The 17,507-nt window shown below is 63.1% G+C and carries 18 protein-coding genes and 1 pseudogene; 9 read left to right on the top strand and 10 right to left on the bottom strand.

Annotation, left to right across the window (positions count from 1 at the left end):
- From X738_RS46535 to X738_RS46515, 5 genes are all read right to left on the bottom strand, one after another.
- Complete coding sequence (locus tag X738_RS46535; protein WP_023796894.1) at positions 1 to 1,326, bottom strand: bifunctional folylpolyglutamate synthase/dihydrofolate synthase; 1,326 nt, start codon at positions 1,324 to 1,326, stop codon at positions 1 to 3.
- Between the two features lie 125 nt (positions 1,327 to 1,451).
- Complete coding sequence (gene accD / locus X738_RS46530) at positions 1,452 to 2,378, bottom strand: acetyl-CoA carboxylase, carboxyltransferase subunit beta (RefSeq protein WP_023796893.1); 927 nt, start codon at positions 2,376 to 2,378, stop codon at positions 1,452 to 1,454.
- Positions 2,379 to 2,473: 95 nt separating this feature from the next.
- Positions 2,474 to 3,313: a tryptophan synthase subunit alpha gene (gene trpA / locus X738_RS46525; RefSeq protein WP_023796892.1), complete on the bottom strand. Its 840-nt coding sequence runs from the start codon at positions 3,311 to 3,313 to the stop codon at positions 2,474 to 2,476.
- Positions 3,314 to 3,315: 2 nt separating this feature from the next.
- The gene (trpB, locus tag X738_RS46520; RefSeq protein ID WP_023796891.1) at positions 3,316 to 4,566 is read right to left on the bottom strand and encodes a tryptophan synthase subunit beta; all 1,251 of its coding nucleotides are present in this window, start codon (positions 4,564 to 4,566) and stop codon (positions 3,316 to 3,318) included.
- Between the two features lie 33 nt (positions 4,567 to 4,599).
- On the bottom strand, positions 4,600 to 5,259 hold the full coding sequence (locus X738_RS46515) for a phosphoribosylanthranilate isomerase (protein ID WP_023796890.1): 660 nt from the start codon (positions 5,257 to 5,259) through the stop codon (positions 4,600 to 4,602).
- A 140-nt stretch (positions 5,260 to 5,399) separates the two neighbouring features.
- On the opposite strand from X738_RS46515, the gene X738_RS46510 reads away from it, so the two are divergent.
- Positions 5,400 to 5,618, top strand: coding sequence for a hypothetical protein (locus tag X738_RS46510; RefSeq protein WP_023796889.1), 219 nt, complete (start codon positions 5,400 to 5,402; stop codon positions 5,616 to 5,618).
- A gap of 9 nt (positions 5,619 to 5,627) precedes the next feature.
- Here X738_RS46510 and X738_RS46505 read toward each other — a convergent pair.
- From X738_RS46505 to X738_RS46490, 4 genes and pseudogenes are all read right to left on the bottom strand, one after another.
- A pseudogene (locus tag X738_RS46505) lies at positions 5,628 to 6,462 on the bottom strand (M48 family metallopeptidase).
- A 104-nt stretch (positions 6,463 to 6,566) separates the two neighbouring features.
- The gene (locus tag X738_RS46500; protein ID WP_023796888.1) at positions 6,567 to 7,037 is read right to left on the bottom strand and encodes a DUF2852 domain-containing protein; all 471 of its coding nucleotides are present in this window, start codon (positions 7,035 to 7,037) and stop codon (positions 6,567 to 6,569) included.
- A gap of 117 nt (positions 7,038 to 7,154) precedes the next feature.
- A complete protein-coding gene (locus X738_RS46495) occupies positions 7,155 to 8,297 on the bottom strand; it encodes a benzoate/H(+) symporter BenE family transporter (protein ID WP_023796887.1) in 1,143 nt (380 codons plus the stop codon).
- A gap of 3 nt (positions 8,298 to 8,300) precedes the next feature.
- Complete coding sequence (locus X738_RS46490; protein ID WP_023796886.1) at positions 8,301 to 9,077, bottom strand: alpha/beta hydrolase; 777 nt, start codon at positions 9,075 to 9,077, stop codon at positions 8,301 to 8,303.
- Between the two features lie 211 nt (positions 9,078 to 9,288).
- On the opposite strand from X738_RS46490, the gene infC reads away from it, so the two are divergent.
- The 8 genes from infC to pheT all read left to right on the top strand — a co-directional run bounded on the left by infC (position 9,289) and on the right by pheT (position 16,155).
- Complete coding sequence (gene infC / locus X738_RS46485; protein WP_077374810.1) at positions 9,289 to 9,825, top strand: translation initiation factor IF-3; 537 nt, start codon at positions 9,289 to 9,291, stop codon at positions 9,823 to 9,825.
- A gap of 139 nt (positions 9,826 to 9,964) precedes the next feature.
- Entirely contained in the window at positions 9,965 to 10,609 is a 645-nt protein-coding gene (locus tag X738_RS46480) for a methyltransferase family protein (RefSeq protein WP_023796884.1), read from the top strand.
- A 51-nt stretch (positions 10,610 to 10,660) separates the two neighbouring features.
- Positions 10,661 to 11,317: a methyltransferase family protein gene (locus X738_RS46475; RefSeq protein WP_023796883.1), complete on the top strand. Its 657-nt coding sequence runs from the start codon at positions 10,661 to 10,663 to the stop codon at positions 11,315 to 11,317.
- Between the two features lie 190 nt (positions 11,318 to 11,507).
- Positions 11,508 to 11,711 carry a 50S ribosomal protein L35 gene (gene rpmI, locus X738_RS46470; RefSeq protein WP_006201248.1) on the top strand — a complete coding sequence of 68 codons (204 nt, stop codon included), beginning with the start codon at positions 11,508 to 11,510 and terminating at the stop codon, positions 11,709 to 11,711.
- Positions 11,712 to 11,748: 37 nt separating this feature from the next.
- On the top strand, positions 11,749 to 12,150 hold the full coding sequence (gene rplT / locus X738_RS46465) for a 50S ribosomal protein L20 (RefSeq protein ID WP_023796882.1): 402 nt from the start codon (positions 11,749 to 11,751) through the stop codon (positions 12,148 to 12,150).
- A gap of 95 nt (positions 12,151 to 12,245) precedes the next feature.
- The gene (gene pheS, locus X738_RS46460; protein ID WP_023796881.1) at positions 12,246 to 13,331 is read left to right on the top strand and encodes a phenylalanine--tRNA ligase subunit alpha; all 1,086 of its coding nucleotides are present in this window, start codon (positions 12,246 to 12,248) and stop codon (positions 13,329 to 13,331) included.
- Positions 13,328 to 13,750: a GFA family protein gene (locus tag X738_RS46455; protein ID WP_023796880.1), complete on the top strand. Its 423-nt coding sequence runs from the start codon at positions 13,328 to 13,330 to the stop codon at positions 13,748 to 13,750. The genes pheS and X738_RS46455 overlap by 4 nt, the downstream gene beginning before the upstream one ends.
- Positions 13,747 to 16,155: a phenylalanine--tRNA ligase subunit beta gene (pheT, locus tag X738_RS46450; protein ID WP_023796879.1), complete on the top strand. Its 2,409-nt coding sequence runs from the start codon at positions 13,747 to 13,749 to the stop codon at positions 16,153 to 16,155. The genes X738_RS46455 and pheT overlap by 4 nt, the downstream gene beginning before the upstream one ends.
- A gap of 312 nt (positions 16,156 to 16,467) precedes the next feature.
- Here pheT and X738_RS46445 read toward each other — a convergent pair whose 3' ends face one another.
- Positions 16,468 to 17,463 carry an aldo/keto reductase gene (locus X738_RS46445; RefSeq protein ID WP_023796878.1) on the bottom strand — a complete coding sequence of 332 codons (996 nt, stop codon included), beginning with the start codon at positions 17,461 to 17,463 and terminating at the stop codon, positions 16,468 to 16,470.
- Positions 17,464 to 17,507 lie beyond the last annotated feature (44 nt).

Genomic DNA, 17,507 nt, shown 5'->3' with positions numbered 1-17,507 from the left:
TCAAACCGGCGGCGTGCCGTTTTCGGCCAGCACCGCGCCGGCCAGATAGAGCGAGCCGCTGATCAGGATGCGCGGTGGCGGTCCGTCCCATGTGTCGCGCAGCAGCATCAGCGCATTGGCGACGGAGCTCACCGGTTCGGCCGACAGGCCGGCTTCGACGGCGCGGATCGCCAGTTCGTCATTCGGCACACTGGCCTCGCTGAGGCTCACCGGCACCGTGTAGACATGCCGCACCAGGCCCTTGAAGGCGCGGAAATAGCCGCTCTGGTCCTTGGTGTTGATCATGCCGCAAATCAAGAACAGCGGCCGCGGGTTTTTTTCCTCCTGCTCGGCCAATGCCTCGGCAACGACCACGCCGGCGCCGGGATTGTGGCCGCCGTCGAGCCAGATGTCGGCGCCCTTTGGCGCCAGTTCCGTCAGCCTGCCTTGCGGCAATTTCTGCATCCGCCCCGGCCAGGTGACATTGGCCATCGCCTTGTCGGCGACGCGATGGCTGATCTCGAAACCTGCCGACTTGACCGCCGCAATCGCCGCCGCCGCATTGGCGAACTGGTGGCGCCCTGGCAGGCGCGGTGGCGACAGGTCCATCAGCCCGTCTTCGTCCTGATAGACCATCCGGCCGTTTTCCTCGAAGGCGAGGAAATCCTGGCCATAGACGAAGGCGGGACAGTCGAGCCGCTCGGCGGTTTCGATAAGCACCTGAAGCGCCGTTTCGCTTTCCTGCGCGCCAATGACCACCGGGCAACCGCTCTTGATGATGCCGGCCTTTTCGGCTGCGATCAGTTCGACACGGTCGCCGAGAAAGGATTCGTGGTCGAGCGAGACCGGCATGATCACCGACACCGCCGGCTCGGTGATGACATTGGTGGCATCAAAGCGGCCGCCAAGGCCGACCTCGATGATGACGGCATCTGCCGGATGTTCGGAAAACAGCAGGAAGGTGACGGCGGTGAGGATCTCGAAGACGGTGATCTTCTGGCCTTCATTGGCCTTGGCGACGCGGGCGATGGCATCGGCGAAGACCTCGTCCTCGACCAGCCTGCCGCCGCCGTCGGCGGCCAGCCGGTAGCGCTCATGCCAGTTCACCAGATGTGGCGATGTGTGGACATGGACGCGGTGGCCGGCCGCTTCGAGCAGCGCCCGCGAAAACGCGGCGCAGGAGCCCTTGCCGTTGGTGCCGGCGATGTGGATGACCGGCGGCAGATGGTCCTGCGGATTGCCAAGCCGCTCCAGCAGCCGCGAAATACGGTCGAGCGAAAGATCAAAGCCCTTCGGATGAAGCGACATCAGGCTTTCGATTTCGCGGTCGGCGGCAAGCGTGCTCATGGGAGAATCCTAGCGCATGACCCCGAAAAATCGAAATCGATTTTCGGAAAGGAATCATGCGTGAATCAAGATGCTACAGCGCCACAGATGGCGCGCAATCGCGGTTCGCGACGACGGATGTCGCGTCAGGCTTGCGGGCGTGCTTCCGCCGGGACCGCCACCGGCGGCAGGATTTCCGGTTCCAGCGGCTTTTCTTCTTCCGGCAGCTTGAGCAGCATTTTCAGGAGCCGTGCGATCGTCTGGCGCATCTCCAGCCGCGACACCACCATGTCGACCATGCCATGCTCCATCAGATACTCGGAGCGCTGGAAGCCGTCGGGCAGCTTTTCCCTGATCGTCTGCTCGATGACGCGCGGCCCGGCAAAGCCGATCAGCGCGCCGGGCTCGGCGATGTGCACGTCGCCCAGCATGGCGTAGGAGGCAGTGACGCCGCCGGTAGTCGGATTGGTCAGAACGACGATATAGGGAAGACCGGCTTCCTTCAGCCGATCGACGCCGATCGTGGTTCTCGGCAATTGCATGAGCGACAGGATGCCCTCCTGCATGCGGGCGCCGCCGGAGGCCGCGAACAGGATCAGCGGCCGCTTGCGTTGCACTGCGACCTCGAAGCCACGAACGATGGCGTCGCCGGCGGCCATGCCAAGCGAGCCGCCCATGAAGGCGAAGTCCTGCACGGTCACCACCACCGGCAGGCCTTCGACGGTGCCCAGCGCATTGATGATCGCGTCCTCCAGCCCGGTCTTGGCCTTGGCGTCCTTCAGCCGGTCGGTGTAGCGCTTCTCGTCGCGGAATTTCAGCGGATCCTGCACCACCTTGGGGTTTTCGAGCATCTCGTACTTGCCGTCGTCCATGAAGAATCTCAGCCGCTCCCTGGCCGAGATCTTCATGTGATGGCCGGAGGACGGGATGACGAACTGGTTCTGCTCCAGATCCTTGTGGAAGACCATCTCGCCGGTCTCCGGATCCTTGATCCAGAGGTTTTCAGGCATGTCGGTGCGCCGGCCGAGCATCGAATTGATCTTCGGTCGAACGTAGTTGGTGATCCAGTTCATCGCTTCGGCTCCTGTCCTGACGAAGAGTTAGACCATGATCCCGAAAAGTGGAAACCGGTTTTCGGTGGAGATCATGGTCAACCAGAAGATCAAGACTATTCGGCGGCAGCAAGGCGGGCCGCGCGCACGCCTTGCGAAAGCCCGCTGACCAGCGTGGCGACCGCCTCGGCCGGGTCGGCGGTCTTTTCGCCCTTCGGCCCCAGAACATTGGCGACCGCATTGACGATCGCAGTGCCGACGACGACGCCGTCGGCCGACGCTCCGATGATACGCGCCTGCTCGGCGGTCTTGACGCCGAAGCCGACGCAGACCGGCAGGTCGGTATGGCCCTTGATGCGCCCGACCGCCGCCGCCACCTTGCCGGTGTCGGCAAGTGCTGAGCCGGTGATGCCGGTCATCGACACGTAATAGACGAAGCCGGAGGTGTTCTGCAGCACCTTGGGCAGGCGCTTGTCGTCGGTGGTCGGCGTCGCCAGCCGGATGAAATTGATGCCGGCCCTCAGCGCTGGAATGCAAAGCTCCTCATCCATTTCCGGCGGCAGGTCGACGACGATCAGCCCGTCTATGCCGCTGGCCAGCGCATCCCCGAGGAAGCGGTCGACGCCGTGGATGTAGATCGGATTGTAGTAGCCCATCAAAACGATCGGCGTTTCATTGTCGGTGGCACGAAATTCCGAAGCCATCTTCAGCGTCTTGACCAGCGTCTGCCCGCCTTTCAGCGCGCGCAGGCCGGCCGCCTGGATCGCCGGGCCGTCGGCCATCGGATCGGAAAACGGCATGCCGAGCTCGATGATGTCGCTGCCGGCGCCGGGCAGCGCCTTCATGATCGACAGGGAGGTGTCGTAGTCCGGGTCGCCGCCCATGAAATAGGTGACGAGTGCCGGGCGCCCTTCGGCCTTCAGTTTGGCCATACGGCGGTCGATGCGGGTGGTCATGATCAGATCTCCATGCCCAGCATATTGGCCACCGTATGCACGTCCTTGTCGCCGCGGCCGGACAGGTTGACGATGACGATCTGGTCCTTGTCCATGGCGGGCACGATCTTCACCGCATGCGCGATGGCATGGGCGGATTCGAGCGCCGGAATGATGCCTTCGACGCGTGTCGTCAACTGAAACGCCTCCAGCGCCTCGTCGTCGAGAACAGGCACATAGTCGACGCGGCCACTGTCGCGCAGCCAGGAATGCTCCGGCCCGACGCCGGGATAGTCGAGGCCGGCCGAAATCGAATGCCCGTCCATGATCTGCCCGTCGGCGTTCTGCAGGAGATAGGTGCGGTTGCCGTGCAGCACGCCGGGCGCGCCGGCGTTCATTGAGGCGCAATGCTCGATGCCGTCGAGGCCGCGGCCACCGGCCTCGATGCCGATGATCTTTACGCTGCGGTCGTCGAGGAACGGGTGAAAAAGGCCGATGGCGTTGGAGCCGCCGCCGACGGCGGCGATGATGGTGTCCGGCAGCCGGCCTTCCTGCTCGAGGATCTGGGCGCGCGCCTCGATGCCGATCACCGACTGGAAGTCGCGCACCAGCTCCGGATAGGGGTGCGGGCCGGCGGCGGTGCCGATCAGGTAGTAGGTGTCCTCGACATTGGTCACCCAATCCCGAAGAGCTTCGTTCATGGCGTCCTTCAACGTGCCGTGGCCGGCAGTCACCGGCCGCACCTCGGCGCCGAGCAGCTTCATGCGGAAGACGTTCGGGCTTTGCCGGGCGACGTCGGTGGCGCCCATATAGACGACGCACGGAAAGCCGAAACGCGCCGCCACGGTGGCCGACGCCACGCCGTGCTGGCCGGCGCCGGTCTCGGCGATGATGCGCTTCTTGCCCATGCGCTTGGCTAGCAGGATCTGGCCGAGGCAGTTGTTGATCTTGTGCGAGCCGGTGTGGTTCAGATCCTCGCGCTTGAAATAGACCTTTGCGCCGCCCCCAACGCCTTTCGCCGCGGAAGCCTCGCGAAGATGCCTGGTCAGACCTTCGGCGAAATAAAGCTTCGACGGCCGCCCGGCATAGTGGGTCGAAAGGTCAGTCAGTTCGGCCTTGAAATCCGCACCGTCCTTGACCTCGTTCCAGTGCCGTTCAAGGTCGAGGATCAGCGGCATCAACGTTTCGGCAACGAAACGACCGCCGAAGATGCCGAACATGCCCTGCTCATCGGGTCCGGTGCGGAAGGAATTGGGTATCGCCGGCTTGTTCATCGCCGATCTCCTAGCTTGTGGTTTGAAGCACGGTCAGGCGGCGCGGTTGGCGTGTGCTGCCCTGACGGCCCGGAAAAACTGTTCGATCAGCGCCGGATCCTTGACGCCCGGCGCGCTTTCCACGCCCGAGGAAATGTCTAGTCCGGGCGGGTTGGCAAGCCGAAAGGCATCGCCGATGTTGGCGGCGTTGAGCCCACCGGAAAGCATGTAATCGACGCCTGCGTCAAGGCCGGCCAGAACGCGCCAGTCGAAGGCAACGCCGTTGCCGCCCGGCAGTTGCGAACCCTTCGGCGGCTTGGCGTCGAACAGGAAACGGTCGGCAATGCCGACGAACGGTCTTGTCCGCTCCAGGTCGGCAGCCTTGCTGACCGGCAGCGCCTTCATCACCGGCAGGCCATAGCGGGCCTTGATCTCGGCCACCCGCTCCGGCGTTTCCGAGCCATGCAGCTGCAGCATGTTGGGCTGCATTTTTTCGACGATTTCATCCAGAAACGCATCGCCGGCGTCGACTGTCACGGCAACCGCCCTGGCCTTGCCGATTGCCGCTTCGCGCAAGCGGCCGGCTTCCGCCGGCTCGACATAGCGCGGGCTTTTGGCAAAGAAAATAAAGCCGACATGACTGGCGCCGCCGGCCAATGCCGCAGCCAATGCCTTGTCGGTCTTCAGTCCGCATATCTTGATGTCGAGCGCCATGACGCGGGGATTGGCACGAAACGGCAAAAGAGTCGAGAAAAAGCGCATGTTTGCCACCGGCGCGGAACGCGCTACCTTCCTAAGACAAGAGAGCGGAACGGGCTACTTACTAAAGATAATACCGACGGGAGCAAACAAGCATGGCAGACGATACCGTCGCCCAACTCAGGCAAAAAGTCGCGCAGGCTCGCGAGGTCATCGCCCATCTGATGGACAAGGCCGCCTTCAACGGCGCCGAGGCACACCGCGCGCTCGACTATTTCGGCAGCAACGCCTTCAAGAAGGACTTCCTGCCATGGCCGCGCCATACCGACGAGGGGCTGCGCCCAGAGGAGTTGAACGCGGCGAATGATGATTGACCGGGCGATCTATTCGAACATGATCGCTTGTAGCGCGCCGCCATTGCGCTTGAGCCAGTCCTTGCAGCGCTCGGTGTCGGGGCAGAGCTGCTCGCACAGCTTCCAGAATTTCGGGCCGTGGTTCATCTCCTTGAGATGCGCCACCTCATGCGCGACGAGATAGTTTATGACCGGTCGCGGCGCCATCATGATGCGCCAGGAGAACGACAGGTTGCCGTCCGACGTGCATGACCCCCAGCGGCTCGACGTGTCCTTGAAGCGGATTGCCTTGGCGCGCTTGCCGATCGTCCCAGTGTGCCTGACCACCAACCGCTCGATCTCGCGCTTGGCCTCGCGCTTGAGGAAATCGGCGATGCGGCGCGGCAGGTGCACGCGCTCGCCATGCACGATCATCAGCGGACCGCGTTCGTCGCACGACAGCGTGACGGTACCGCGTTTCGAGGGCTCATGAACGATGCGATGCGGCACGCCGCGCACCGGAATTTTGATACCGGGCCGCACCTGCGGCCGGTTGGGCACTTTGGCCAGCCGCTGCTCCAGCCAGTCCTGATGNCGGAATTTTGATACCGGGCCGCACCTGCGGCCGGTTGGGCACTTTGGCCAGCCGCTGCTCCAGCCAGTCCTGATGGCGGTCAAGGAATTTTTCCACCTCGCCTCGCCGCAGGCCCGGTGGCACGGTGATGCGTAGGCCCCGGCCACCGGAATCGATGCGCAGCGTCAATCGCCGCGCCCGGTCGCTCTCGACGATCTTGAGCGGCAGCGTGCGGCCGGCAACACAATGCTCCCGCTCCACGACGGGGGCGGGCCTGGGTTTGGTCAGGTTGCGGAAGAAGCCGAATGACATGGCCAGGACGATACGTGATTCGAGGAAAACGAATAGAACAAAAAAGAAACGGCGCCGCTGACGCGACGCCGTTTTTGATTATTATTTATGTCGAGGCAAGTGCCTTACTCGTCAAGCAGGCCTGGCGTGGATTTGCCACCGCCGGTTGTGGGCCCGCCGGTTGTGGGCGACGTCGACTTGTTGCGGTTCGCCATGAAGCGGTCGAACTCTTCCTGGTCCTTGGCGCGACGCAATTCCCTGGCGTATTCGTCGAACTCGCTCAGCATCTCGTCGAGCTTGCGGCGCTCTTCATTGAGCCGCTCGAGTTCTTTTTCGCGCCAGTCGTCGAAAGCGACGTTGCCGGTGCGGGCAGAGCCGTGGCCCCAGCGCGCCGCTTTGTCGGAACCGCGGCGGCAGCCGGCGAAGATGCCGTCGGTCGCGCGGTTGACGTCGCGCTTGAAGCCGTCAAGCCGGTCGCCCCAAATGATGTAGGCGAGCATGGCGAGGCCGAGCGGCCAGAACACCATAAAACCGATCACCATCAGAGCGATGGTCGCCGGCGTCCAGGCCGGACGGATCAATGCAGATGTGTTCATTTTCTCCCAATCCTTCAGTTGGAGACAGCCAATCCCGGCTGCGTGGAATCGAAATGGGATGAGAAAAACGGCGATTCAAGACAGTGTCGGCCAAAACCGGACAAGCGTTTGAAATGATTATCGCTTTTTGAGCGTTTCAAGGAAAAGGACGACCAGGCCCGCAATCAGGCCCCAGAACGCCGCACCGACGCCGAATAGCGTCAGCCCCGAGGCGGTGACGGCAAAGGTGACGGTAGCGGCCATGCGTTCGCCGTCTTCCTTCAAGGCGATCGACAGCGCGTTGGCGAGCGGCGCCATCAGCGCCAGTCCGGCGACAAGCACGATCAGGCTCTGCGGCAGCACGGCAAAGATCGCCACCAGCGAGGCGCCGAAAATGGCGAAGACGAGGTAGGCAAGCGCGTAGAAGGGACCGGTCTTCCAGCGCTCGCCCGGATCGGGATGCACGTCGGGGCCGGTGCAGATCGCCGCCGAGATCGCCGCCAGGTTGGTGGTCGAGGCCCCGAATGGCGCCGACAGCAACGAAAGCAGGCCGGTGACGCCGATCAGCGGGCCGGGTTCCGGGTGGTAGCCCGCCGCCCTCAGCACGGCGAGGCCGGACAGGTTCTGCGAGGCCATGGTGACGAGATAAAGCGGCAGCGCCAGGCCGATGATCGCTGTGACGGTGAACTGCGGCGCAATCAGCGTCAATGTCGAAAGTTCCGGGGTCGGCAGACCACCGACCCGGCCGGTGAGGAACGCGGCAGCGCCGCCGCCGATCAGCACCGCCAGCACCGAGAGCGCCGGATTGAACAGGCGGATGACAAAGAAGGCGGCGATCAGCGGCAGGATCAGCCACGGGTCGACGGGAATCGCCTTCACCGCATTGACGGCGAAGGTGACGACGATGCCGGCGAGCATCCCCGACGCGACCGAGGCCGGTATCCTGGCGATCAGCTTGGTCAAGGGCCTGAACAGGCCGGTGGCAATCAGCAAAATCCCGGTGACGATGAAGGCGCCGACGGCCTCGTTGATCGAAAAGCCACTCGATGCCGCGATCAGCGCCACCCCCGGCGTCGACCATGCGGCGATGACCGGCATCCTGGTGCGCCACGACAGCCACAGGCTCTCGATCGCCATCGCGAGGCAGATCGCCGTCACCCAGCTCGCGGTTTCGACTTGCGTCGCGCCGACTGCCTTGGCGGCGGCGATGACGATGGCCAACGTGCCGCCGAAGCCGACAATCGCTGCAACGAAGGCGGATACCGGAATGGAAATGCGCATGTCCTAGCCTGCCTGCCGCACGATGGCATTGACCGCCCGCACCAGCATGTCGAGATCCTGAGGCCGCGACAGGCGATGGTCGCCGTCGGGGATCAGCGACAGCGTGACGTCGTCGGCCGGCAGCAGGCCGACCAGTTTCAGCGCATGGCTCGGCGGCACGTCGGCATCGGCCAGCCCTTGCAATATGTGGACGGGGCAGTGGGTGTCGATCGGCCCGGTCAGCACCCGGTTGTTGCGGCCGTCCTCGATCAGCGCTCGGGTGTAGATGTAAGGCTCGGCCGAATAGTCCGACGGCTCCTCGAAAAAACCTTTCTTGGCAAGATCGCGCTTCTGCGCTTTGGTCAGCGCCGGCTCGACCAACTCGGCGGTGAAATCCGGCGCCGGCGCTAGAAGCACCAGACCGGCGATGCGGTTCTCGCCTGGCGTGTGCAATTCCTGGCGCAATTCCTGGACCATGCGCAGCGCGATCCATGCGCCCATCGAGGAGCCGACCAGGATTTGCCTGCCTTGCGTGAAATGATTGAAGACGGCGAGACTTTGCGAAAGCCAGTTCGAGACGGTGCCGTCCGCAACGGCGCCGCCCGATTCGCCGTGACCGGAATAGTCGTGGCGTAGGAAAGCCCGGCCTTGCCCGCTCGCCCATTCCGCCAGCTTCTCGGCCTTGGTGCCCAGCATGTCCGACTTGTAGCCGCCGAGCCAGACAATGCCTGGCTCGGCACCCGCAGCGCGCCTGACAGCGATGCTGGTTCCGTCGACGTCGAGAAAAACCGGTGCGGTCATTGCTCACTCCTCACGCAGGTCTTTTGACACAGCGGACGGTTCAACGAAAAGTGCTCGGCAACTTTCTTCGTTTGGTGCAGGCAGAAGTCAGGGAACAGGTGATTTCCTGTGAGCGCTGTGCTATTGACTCCGGCCGCGCGCTCACCACATTGGCGCGTTCGCAATTCTGAATTGAAAACCCCGAACGAAACGGCTCAAGGAGACCACGACCATTCGCAGACCTTTCAAAGCAACGGCGCCCACCAAGGAGGGCCCGCGCTCCAACCGTGACATCCGGGTTCCCCGGGTCCAGCTTATCGACGCCGAAGGCCACAACCATGGCGATGTCTCCATCAACGACGCATTGCTGCTCGCCGAAGAGGCTGGGCTCGATCTGGTCGAGATATCGCCCAACGCAGTGCCGCCCGTCGTAAAAATTCTCGATCTCGGCAAGCTGAAATACGCCAACCAGAAGAAGGCGGCCGAGGCGCGCAAGAACCAGAAGGTCATCGAGATCAAAGAGATCAAGATGCGCCCGAACATCGACAGCCATGACTACGAGACCAAGATGAAAGCGGTCCGGCGGTTTTTCGAGGAAGGTGACAAGGTCAAGCTGACATTGCGCTTTCGCGGCCGCGAGATGGCGCATATGGAACTCGGCATGCAGCTTTTGAACAAGGTTCGCGAGGAAGTTGCACCGATCGCCAAGGTCGAAGCCGAACCGAAGCTCGAAGGCCGCCAGATGATGATGGTGCTGGCGCCCCGCTAGGCGATTCCGCTAAAGCGGTCCCGTCAAAGCAAAGGCCGCTTCGGCGGCCTTTTGTTTGTTTTTGTCTTCGCCATGATTTCTCCGCAAGTTGCATCGACAAGGATTCAGGTTGCCGGTCCTCGCGGCGAAAGGATTGTCCATGGCCGCTGCGGCACGTTCCCCGATTGAAAGATCGTTCGACGAAATGGGCCGCTATCAGCGGCGCCGGCGCGTCCTGCTGGCGCTGCTGATCGGTGCTTTTTGCGCTTTGCTGATCTTCGGCGGCTCCACGCACGATGAACTAGGCCACGAACGCATAGAGGGGCAGTACGGCATCGCCCTGATACTGATCGGGATCGGCGGCCGGCTCTGGTCGATCCTCTATATCGGCGGCCGCAAGTCGGCCGAACTGGTTGCTACCGGCCCATATTCGGTAATGCGCAACCCGCTGTATTTTTTCTCCACCATAGGGGCCGCCGGCATCGGCGCCCAGACCGGCAGCGTGATCGTCTCGGTGGCGTCGGCGGTTTTGTGCGCCGCCGCATTCTACATCGTCACGCTGCGCGAGGAACGGCATTTGACGACCGTGCTCGGGGCGCCGTACAAGGACTACATCGCACGGGTGCCGCGGTTTTTTCCCAATCCCCGGCTTTATCGCGATCAGGCCGAGGTCACCTTTACACCGCGCATTTTTAATCACACGCTGCGCGACGGCTTGATGTTCGTGGCTTCCGTACCGTTTTTCGAACTCATCGAGTCCGGACAGGAAAGCGGTGTAATTCCCGTCCTCTTCTGGCTGTATTGAGCTGCGGATGCCGCGATCGCCGGCAAGTTCCTCGACGATTGGATTCCCGACATGCTCAATGAAGTTAAATCTGCGCAGGCCGAACAAGCGCAGGCCAGGCGTGCGTTGGGCAGGTATCAGCACGCGCGCAGGATGGTGCTTGCCGCCCTCGTGGTCGTCATGTTCGCAGCGCTGCTGTTTGGCCAGTCTGCTTTTCCTCCCGAAAGCGTGCCGCACGAAACGATCGAAATGGTCGGCGTCCTGCTGATCTTTCTCGGTATTGTCGGGCGCTTGTGGTCGACGCTCTATATCGGCGGACGCAAATCCTCCGAGGTGGTTACCGGCGGACCCTATTCGATCACCCGCAATCCGCTCTATGTCTTCTCCTCGATAGCTGCCGCCGGCGTCGGCGCACAGATGGGCTCGATCACTGCGGCGATCGGCTTCGCGGTGATTTGCGCCGCCGCCTTTCATGTCGTCATCCAGCGCGAAGAGACGTTCCTGAAGGAGGCCTTCGGAACGCCATTCCAGGCCTATATGGCGCGAGTGCCGCGCTTTTTCCCGAAGCTTTCGCTGTATCAGGAAGGCGACACCGGCAGCTTCAAGCCGCGCCTGCTGAGGACGACGCTGCTGGACGGACTGGTGTTCCTCGTCGCCATGCCGTTTTTCGAATCGATCGACGCCGCCCAGCAATCGGGCATACTGCCGGTGCTGTTCCGTTTCCCATAGGCCCATTGTGTGTCGGCAAAGGGTGTGTCGGCACAGGGTGTTGCACGCCGGCCCGCTTTGACGTATAGCACCGCCGTTCCCAAAAACCGCCCGGCAGGGCATGCCGTGGCGGTTTCATTTGCTTTTCGGGCTTTGGTCGGCCTGAAGCGAACAAAAAGCGCGATGATGCGCACATAAACGGAGTAGCAAAATGCCCAAGATGAAGACCAAGTCAGCCGCCAAGAAGCGGTTCAAGATCACAGGTACGGGTAAAGTCCTGTCGGCTGCGGCCGGCAAGCGTCACGGCATGATCAAGCGTTCCAACAAGTTCATTCGAAATGCCCGCGGCACGATGGTTCTGGCTGAACCGGATGGCAAGAAGGTCATCAAGAATTTTCTGCCGAACGGCCTCTAAGGCATTCGGTCTGGACAAGTTTTAAGGAGATCATGACATGGCACGCGTAAAAAGAGGCGTCACCTCGCACGCCAAGCACAAAAAGGTCCTGAAAGCCGCCAAGGGTTTCTACGGCCGCCGCAAGAACACCATTCGCATCGCCAAGCAGGCGGTGGAAAAGTCGCTGCAGTATGCCTACCGCGACCGCAAGAACCGTAAGCGTTCGTTCCGCGCTCTGTGGATCCAGCGCATCAATGCCGCGACCCACGAGCATGGCCTGACCTATGGCCGGTTCATCGACGGTCTCAACAAGGCCGGCATTGAGATCGATCGCAAGGTCCTGTCGGACATGGCCATCCACGAGCCGCAGGCATTTGCCGCCCTTGTGGCCAAGGCCAAGGTCGCGCTCGAGTACCTCAAGAACACCACGCCGAACGCTTTTGAAAGCGCTGTAGCCTAACCAGCGCCTTCCCAAGCACATCGACACTTGATTTGGGAAACCCGCGCTGGCAGGGCTGGCGCGGGTTTTTCTTTGCCTTCAATCGAGTCTGAAACATGAGTGACATGGAAACTCTCGAAAATTCCCTGATGAGCGACATTGCGTCGGCCGCCGACGAGCAGGCGATCGAAGCCGTGCGTATTTCAGCGCTCGGCAAGAAGGGCTCGGTCTCCGAAATGCTGAAGACGCTCGGCTCGATGAGCGCAGAAGAGCGCCAGATAAAAGGCCCGGCGATCAACGGTCTCAAGAACCGCATCACCGAGGCGCTTACCGCGCGCCGCGCCGAACTCAAGGACGCAGCGATCGCGGCACGGCTCGCGGCGGAAAAGGTCGACGTCACACTGCCGGTGCGGCAATCGCCGGCCGAGCGCGGCCGCATCCATCCGATCAGCCAGGTCAGCGACGAGATTGCCGCGATCTTCGGCGACCTCGGCTTTGCCATCGCCGAAGGTCCCGATATCGAGACCGATTACTACAATTTCACTGCGCTGAACTTCCCGGAAGGCCACCCGGCGCGCGAGATGCATGACACCTTCTTTTTCCAGCCGGACGAGAAGGGCGAGCGCAAGCTTTTGCGCACCCACACCTCGCCGGTGCAGATCCGCACCATGGAGATGCAGAAGCCGCCGATCCGCATCGTCATTCCCGGAAAAACCTACCGCCAGGATTCCGATGCCACGCACTCGCCGATGTTCCATCAGGTCGAAGGGCTGGTGATCGACAGATCAGCCAACGTCGCCAACATGAAATGGGTGCTGGAGGAGTTCTGCAAGGCCTTCTTCGAGGTACGCCAGGTCAAGATGCGCTTCCGGCCGAGCTTCTTCCCGTTCACCGAACCCAGCATGGAGGTCGACATCCAGTGCGACCGTTCGCGGCCGGGCGAGGTGCGCTTCGGCGAAGGCTCCGACTGGATGGAGATCCTCGGTTGCGGCATGGTCCACCCCAATGTGCTGAGATATGGCGGGCTCGATCCCGACGAATATCAGGGCTTTGCCTGGGGCATGGGCATCGATCGCATCGCCATGCTGAAATACGGTATGCCGGACCTGCGCGCCTTCTTCGACGCCGATGTGCGCTGGCTGTCGCATTACGGCTTCCGGCCGCTCGACATGCCGACGCTTTTCGCAGGCTTGAGCACATGACAGCGGCCCACCCCGGCGGCTGCCGCTGCGGCGCCGTGCGGTTCGAGGCTTCGGCCGAACCGCACCATGTCAGCTATTGCCATTGCGGCGATTGCCGGCGGGCCAGCGGCGCGCCGGTATCGGCCTTCGTCGGCTTCATCACCGAGCAGGTCGCCTTCACGGGTAAGGCGCTGAAGATGTTCGAGAACGGGCCGGTGACGCGCTCCTTTTGCGGCATCTGCGGCTCGCCGATCGCCTATGTCGATGAGCGGCTGGCCGACCATATCTATTTCATGCTCGGCGCCATGGACATGCCGGCCTATTTCAAGCCGACGCACCACGCCCATGTGCGCGAGCAGCTTCCCTTCGTGCACATGCCGGATGACTTGCCGAGACATCTGAAGACCAGCGTGCCCAGACCAGACGGAACACAGTCATGAAATTCACCCTCTCCTGGCTCAAGGACCACCTCGAGACCGACGCCTCGCTCAACGAGATCGTCGAGCGGCTGACCTCGATCGGCCTCGAAGTCGAGCATGTCGACGACAGATCGAGCCTAAAACGCTTCGTCATCGCCAAGGTGCTGGCGGCGGTGCAGCACCCCGACGCCGATCGGTTGCGCGTGCTGACGGTCGATACCGGCGACGGCAAGGCACCCGTGCAGGTTGTGTGCGGAGCGCCGAACGCCCGCGCGGGCCTGATAGGCGCCTTTGCAGCACCCGGCACCTATATTCCGGGCATCGACGTGACGCTGACGGTCGGCAAGATCAGGGGCGTCGAAAGCCACGGCATGATGTGCTCCGAGCGCGAGCTTGAGCTTTCCGAAGAGCATGACGGCATCATCGATCTGCCGGCCGATGCGCCGGTCGGCACCAGCTTCGCCGCCTATGCGCATCTCGACGATCCGGTCATAGAGATCAATTTGACGCCGAACCGTCCGGACGCGACCAGCGTCTACGGCATTGCCCGCGATCTGGCGGCGAGCGGGCTCGGCCGCCTCGTCGGCGGCGCGATCATGCCGCATGCCGGCAGCGGCATGTGCCCAGTGAAGGTGACGATCGAAGCCCCGGAGCTCTGCCCCGGCTTCGCCCTGAGATTGGTGAAAGGCGTGAATAACGGTCCGTCGCCGAAATGGCTGCAGCAGCGGCTGATCGCCATTGGGCTTCGGCCGATCAGCGCGCTGGTCGATATCACCAATTTCGTCACCTTCGATCGCGGCCGGCCGCTGCATGTGTTCGACGCGAACAAGGTCGCCGGCAATCTTACCGTGCGCCGGGCGCGTGACGGTGAAAAGGTGCTGGCGCTTGACGGCCGCGAATACACGCTGACGCCTGACATGTGCGTGATAGCAGACCAGGACGGCGTCGAATCGATCGCCGGCATCATGGGCGGCGAACATTCCGGCTGCGACGAGAACACCACCGACGTGCTGATCGAATCGGCGCTGTGGGATCCGATCACCACGGCCCGCACCGGCCGCACGCTCGGCATCATCAGCGATGCGCGCTACCGGTTCGAGCGCGGCGTCGATCCGGAATTCATGGTGCCCGGCGTGGAACTGGCGACCAAGCTGGTGCTGGACTTCTGCGGCGGGACGCCGACCGAAACCGAAGTCCTCGGCTATGCCGGTCACGCGCCGAAGATCGTTTCCTTCCCGCTGTCGGAAGTGAGGCGGCTGACCGGCACAGAGGTGCCCATGGAGGAGAGCCTCGCCATTCTTTCGCGCCTCGGCTTCAAGCCGGACGGCGCGGGCGATGTCGTCGATGTGGCGGTGCCGTCCTGGCGGCCGGATGTCGACGGCAAGGCCGACCTCGTCGAGGAGGTCATGCGCATCCATGGCGTCGACAACATCGCGCCGCAGCCGCTCGGCGCGCACGATGCCGTCAACGCCAAGATCCTGACTGTCCTGCAGGTCCGCACCCGCGCCGCCAAGCGGGCGCTGGCGGTGCGCGGCATGATGGAGGCGGTCACCTGGTCGTTCATTCCGACAAAACATGCCGAACTGTTCGGCGGCGGCCAGACCGCACTCAGGCTCGCCAATCCGATCGCTGCCGACATGTCCGACATGCGGCCGTCGCTGCTGCCAGGCCTGATCGCCGCCGCGCAGCGCAATGCCGACAAGGGCATCGGCGATGTAGCGCTGTTCGAAGTGTCCGGCACCTACGAGGGTGACGCGGCCGACCAGCAGCGGCGCGTCGCCGCCGGCGTGCGGCGCGGCACGGCCAAGCTCGAAGGCTCCAGCCGCCACTGGGCCGGCAATGCCGATCCGGTCGGCGTGTTCGACGCCAAGGCCGACGCGATCGCAGCACTTGAAGCCTGCGGTGCGCCGGTCGAGCGGCTGCAGATCGAGGCCGGCGGCCCGGCCTGGTATCATCCCGGCCGCTCCGGCACGATCAAGCTCGGGCCCAAGGTCATTTTGGGCACGTTCGGCGAGTTCCACCCGAAGACGCTGGAGGAACTCGACGTCTCCGGGCCGCTCTGCGGCTTCGAGGTTTTCATCGATGCCGTGCCCGAGCCGAAGGCCAAGCCGACGCGGACAAAACCGAGACTGGAACTGTCCGCCTTCCAGGCGGTCAAGCGCGATTTCGCCTTCGTTGTCGACAAGGCGGTCGAAGCCGGCACGCTGACCCGCGCAGCCCTTGCCACCGACAGGAAGCTGATCACCAACGTCTCGGTCTTCGATGTTTTCGAAGGGGCGTCACTCGGCGCAGCCAAGAAATCGATCGCCATTGAAGTGTCGATCCAGCCGGTCGAAAGGACGCTGACCGACGAGGATTTCGAGGCGCTGGCCAAGCGCATCGTCGAGAATGTGCATAAGCAGACCGGTGGCGTGCTCAGAGCCTGACGCTGCGAGCACATGGCGATCACTGTCGTGCCGTGGTGAGCCGAGTATTCTCCGCAGAAGTTGGCGGGACAGCGCCCTCTCTGTCCTGTCGGACATCTCCTCCGACAGGGGTGAGAGTGGCTGTTTCGCCGTCCCGCCATCTTACGGCGTTGGCAGTTGGCGAAAGTGGGAGAGATCCAATCTCCCCACTTGAGGGGGAGATGTCCGGCAGGACAGAGGGGCGTGTCTCGTGCCCACGTCTCGCAATTGTTGCGCGGGGCTCGAAAAAGGCGCATCGAAACGCCCCGTTTCGATTACTCCGTAGATCACCGTTCATCCATTGACCAGCGCCAGCATTTCTTCGGTGTAGCGCTTGCCGACGACCTTCTCCGGCGACAGGGCGTCGCCAATGGCCGCCACTTCCGCCTGGCTCAGCGCAATCTGTGCTGCTGCCGCATTCTGCTCGAGATGGCGGATTTTTCGCGCACCGGGAATCGGCACGATGAAATCGCCCTGATGCAGCACCCAGGCGAGCGCCAGCTGCGCCGGCGTCACACCTTTGCCCGCCGCCATTGTCTCCAGCGTCGCGACAACGGCCGCATTGGCGGCCATGGCGTCGGCCTGGAAGCGCGGTAGTCCACGCCGCCAGTCATCGGCACCGAGCACCTCTGGCTTGGCGATCGTTCCGGTCAGCAGGCCGCGGCCGAGCGGGCTGTAGGGGACAAAGCCGATGCCGAGTTCGCGGCAGACGGCGAACACCTCTTCCTCCGGATCGCGGCTCCACAGCGAATATTCGCTCTGCACGCCTGATATCGGATGCACCGCATGCGCCCGGCGAATGGTCGCGGCACTCGCCTCCGACAGGCCGAGCGCGCGCACCTTGCCCTCGCGCACCAGCTCGGCCATGGCGCCGACCGTATCCTCGATCGGCACATTGGGATCGACGCGATGCTGGTAGTACAGGTCGATCACCTCGGTGCCCAGCCGCTTCAGTGACGCTTCGGCCACCGCCTTGACGTGTTCGGGGCGGCTGTCGACACCCGCCATGCGCTCGACGCCGTTGCCTTCTTCAAGGATTTTGAAACCGAATTTCGTCGCGATCGTCACCTGGTCACGCACCGGCTTCAGCGCCTTGCCGAGCAGGATCTCATTCTCGTACGGGCCATAGACCTCGGCCGTGTCGAAGAAATTGACGCCGATATCGACGGCGCGGCGCAGTGTGGCGATCGCGTCTACCTCCGGCTGGCCGCCATAGCCGAAGCTCATCCCCATGCAGCCGAGGCCGACCGGATAGACGTCAAGTTCATTTCCAAGCTTGCGGGTTTGCATCACGCGTCTCCTTGTTGTGATGCGACAGAGATAGCGCCTTGCAC

Source organism: Mesorhizobium sp. L48C026A00, assembly GCF_000502375.1.
GTDB classification, from domain to species: domain Bacteria; phylum Pseudomonadota; class Alphaproteobacteria; order Rhizobiales; family Rhizobiaceae; genus Mesorhizobium; species Mesorhizobium muleiense.
The sequence above is the reverse complement of the archived record's forward strand: the minus strand, read 5'-3'. Positions and strand labels throughout refer to the sequence as shown.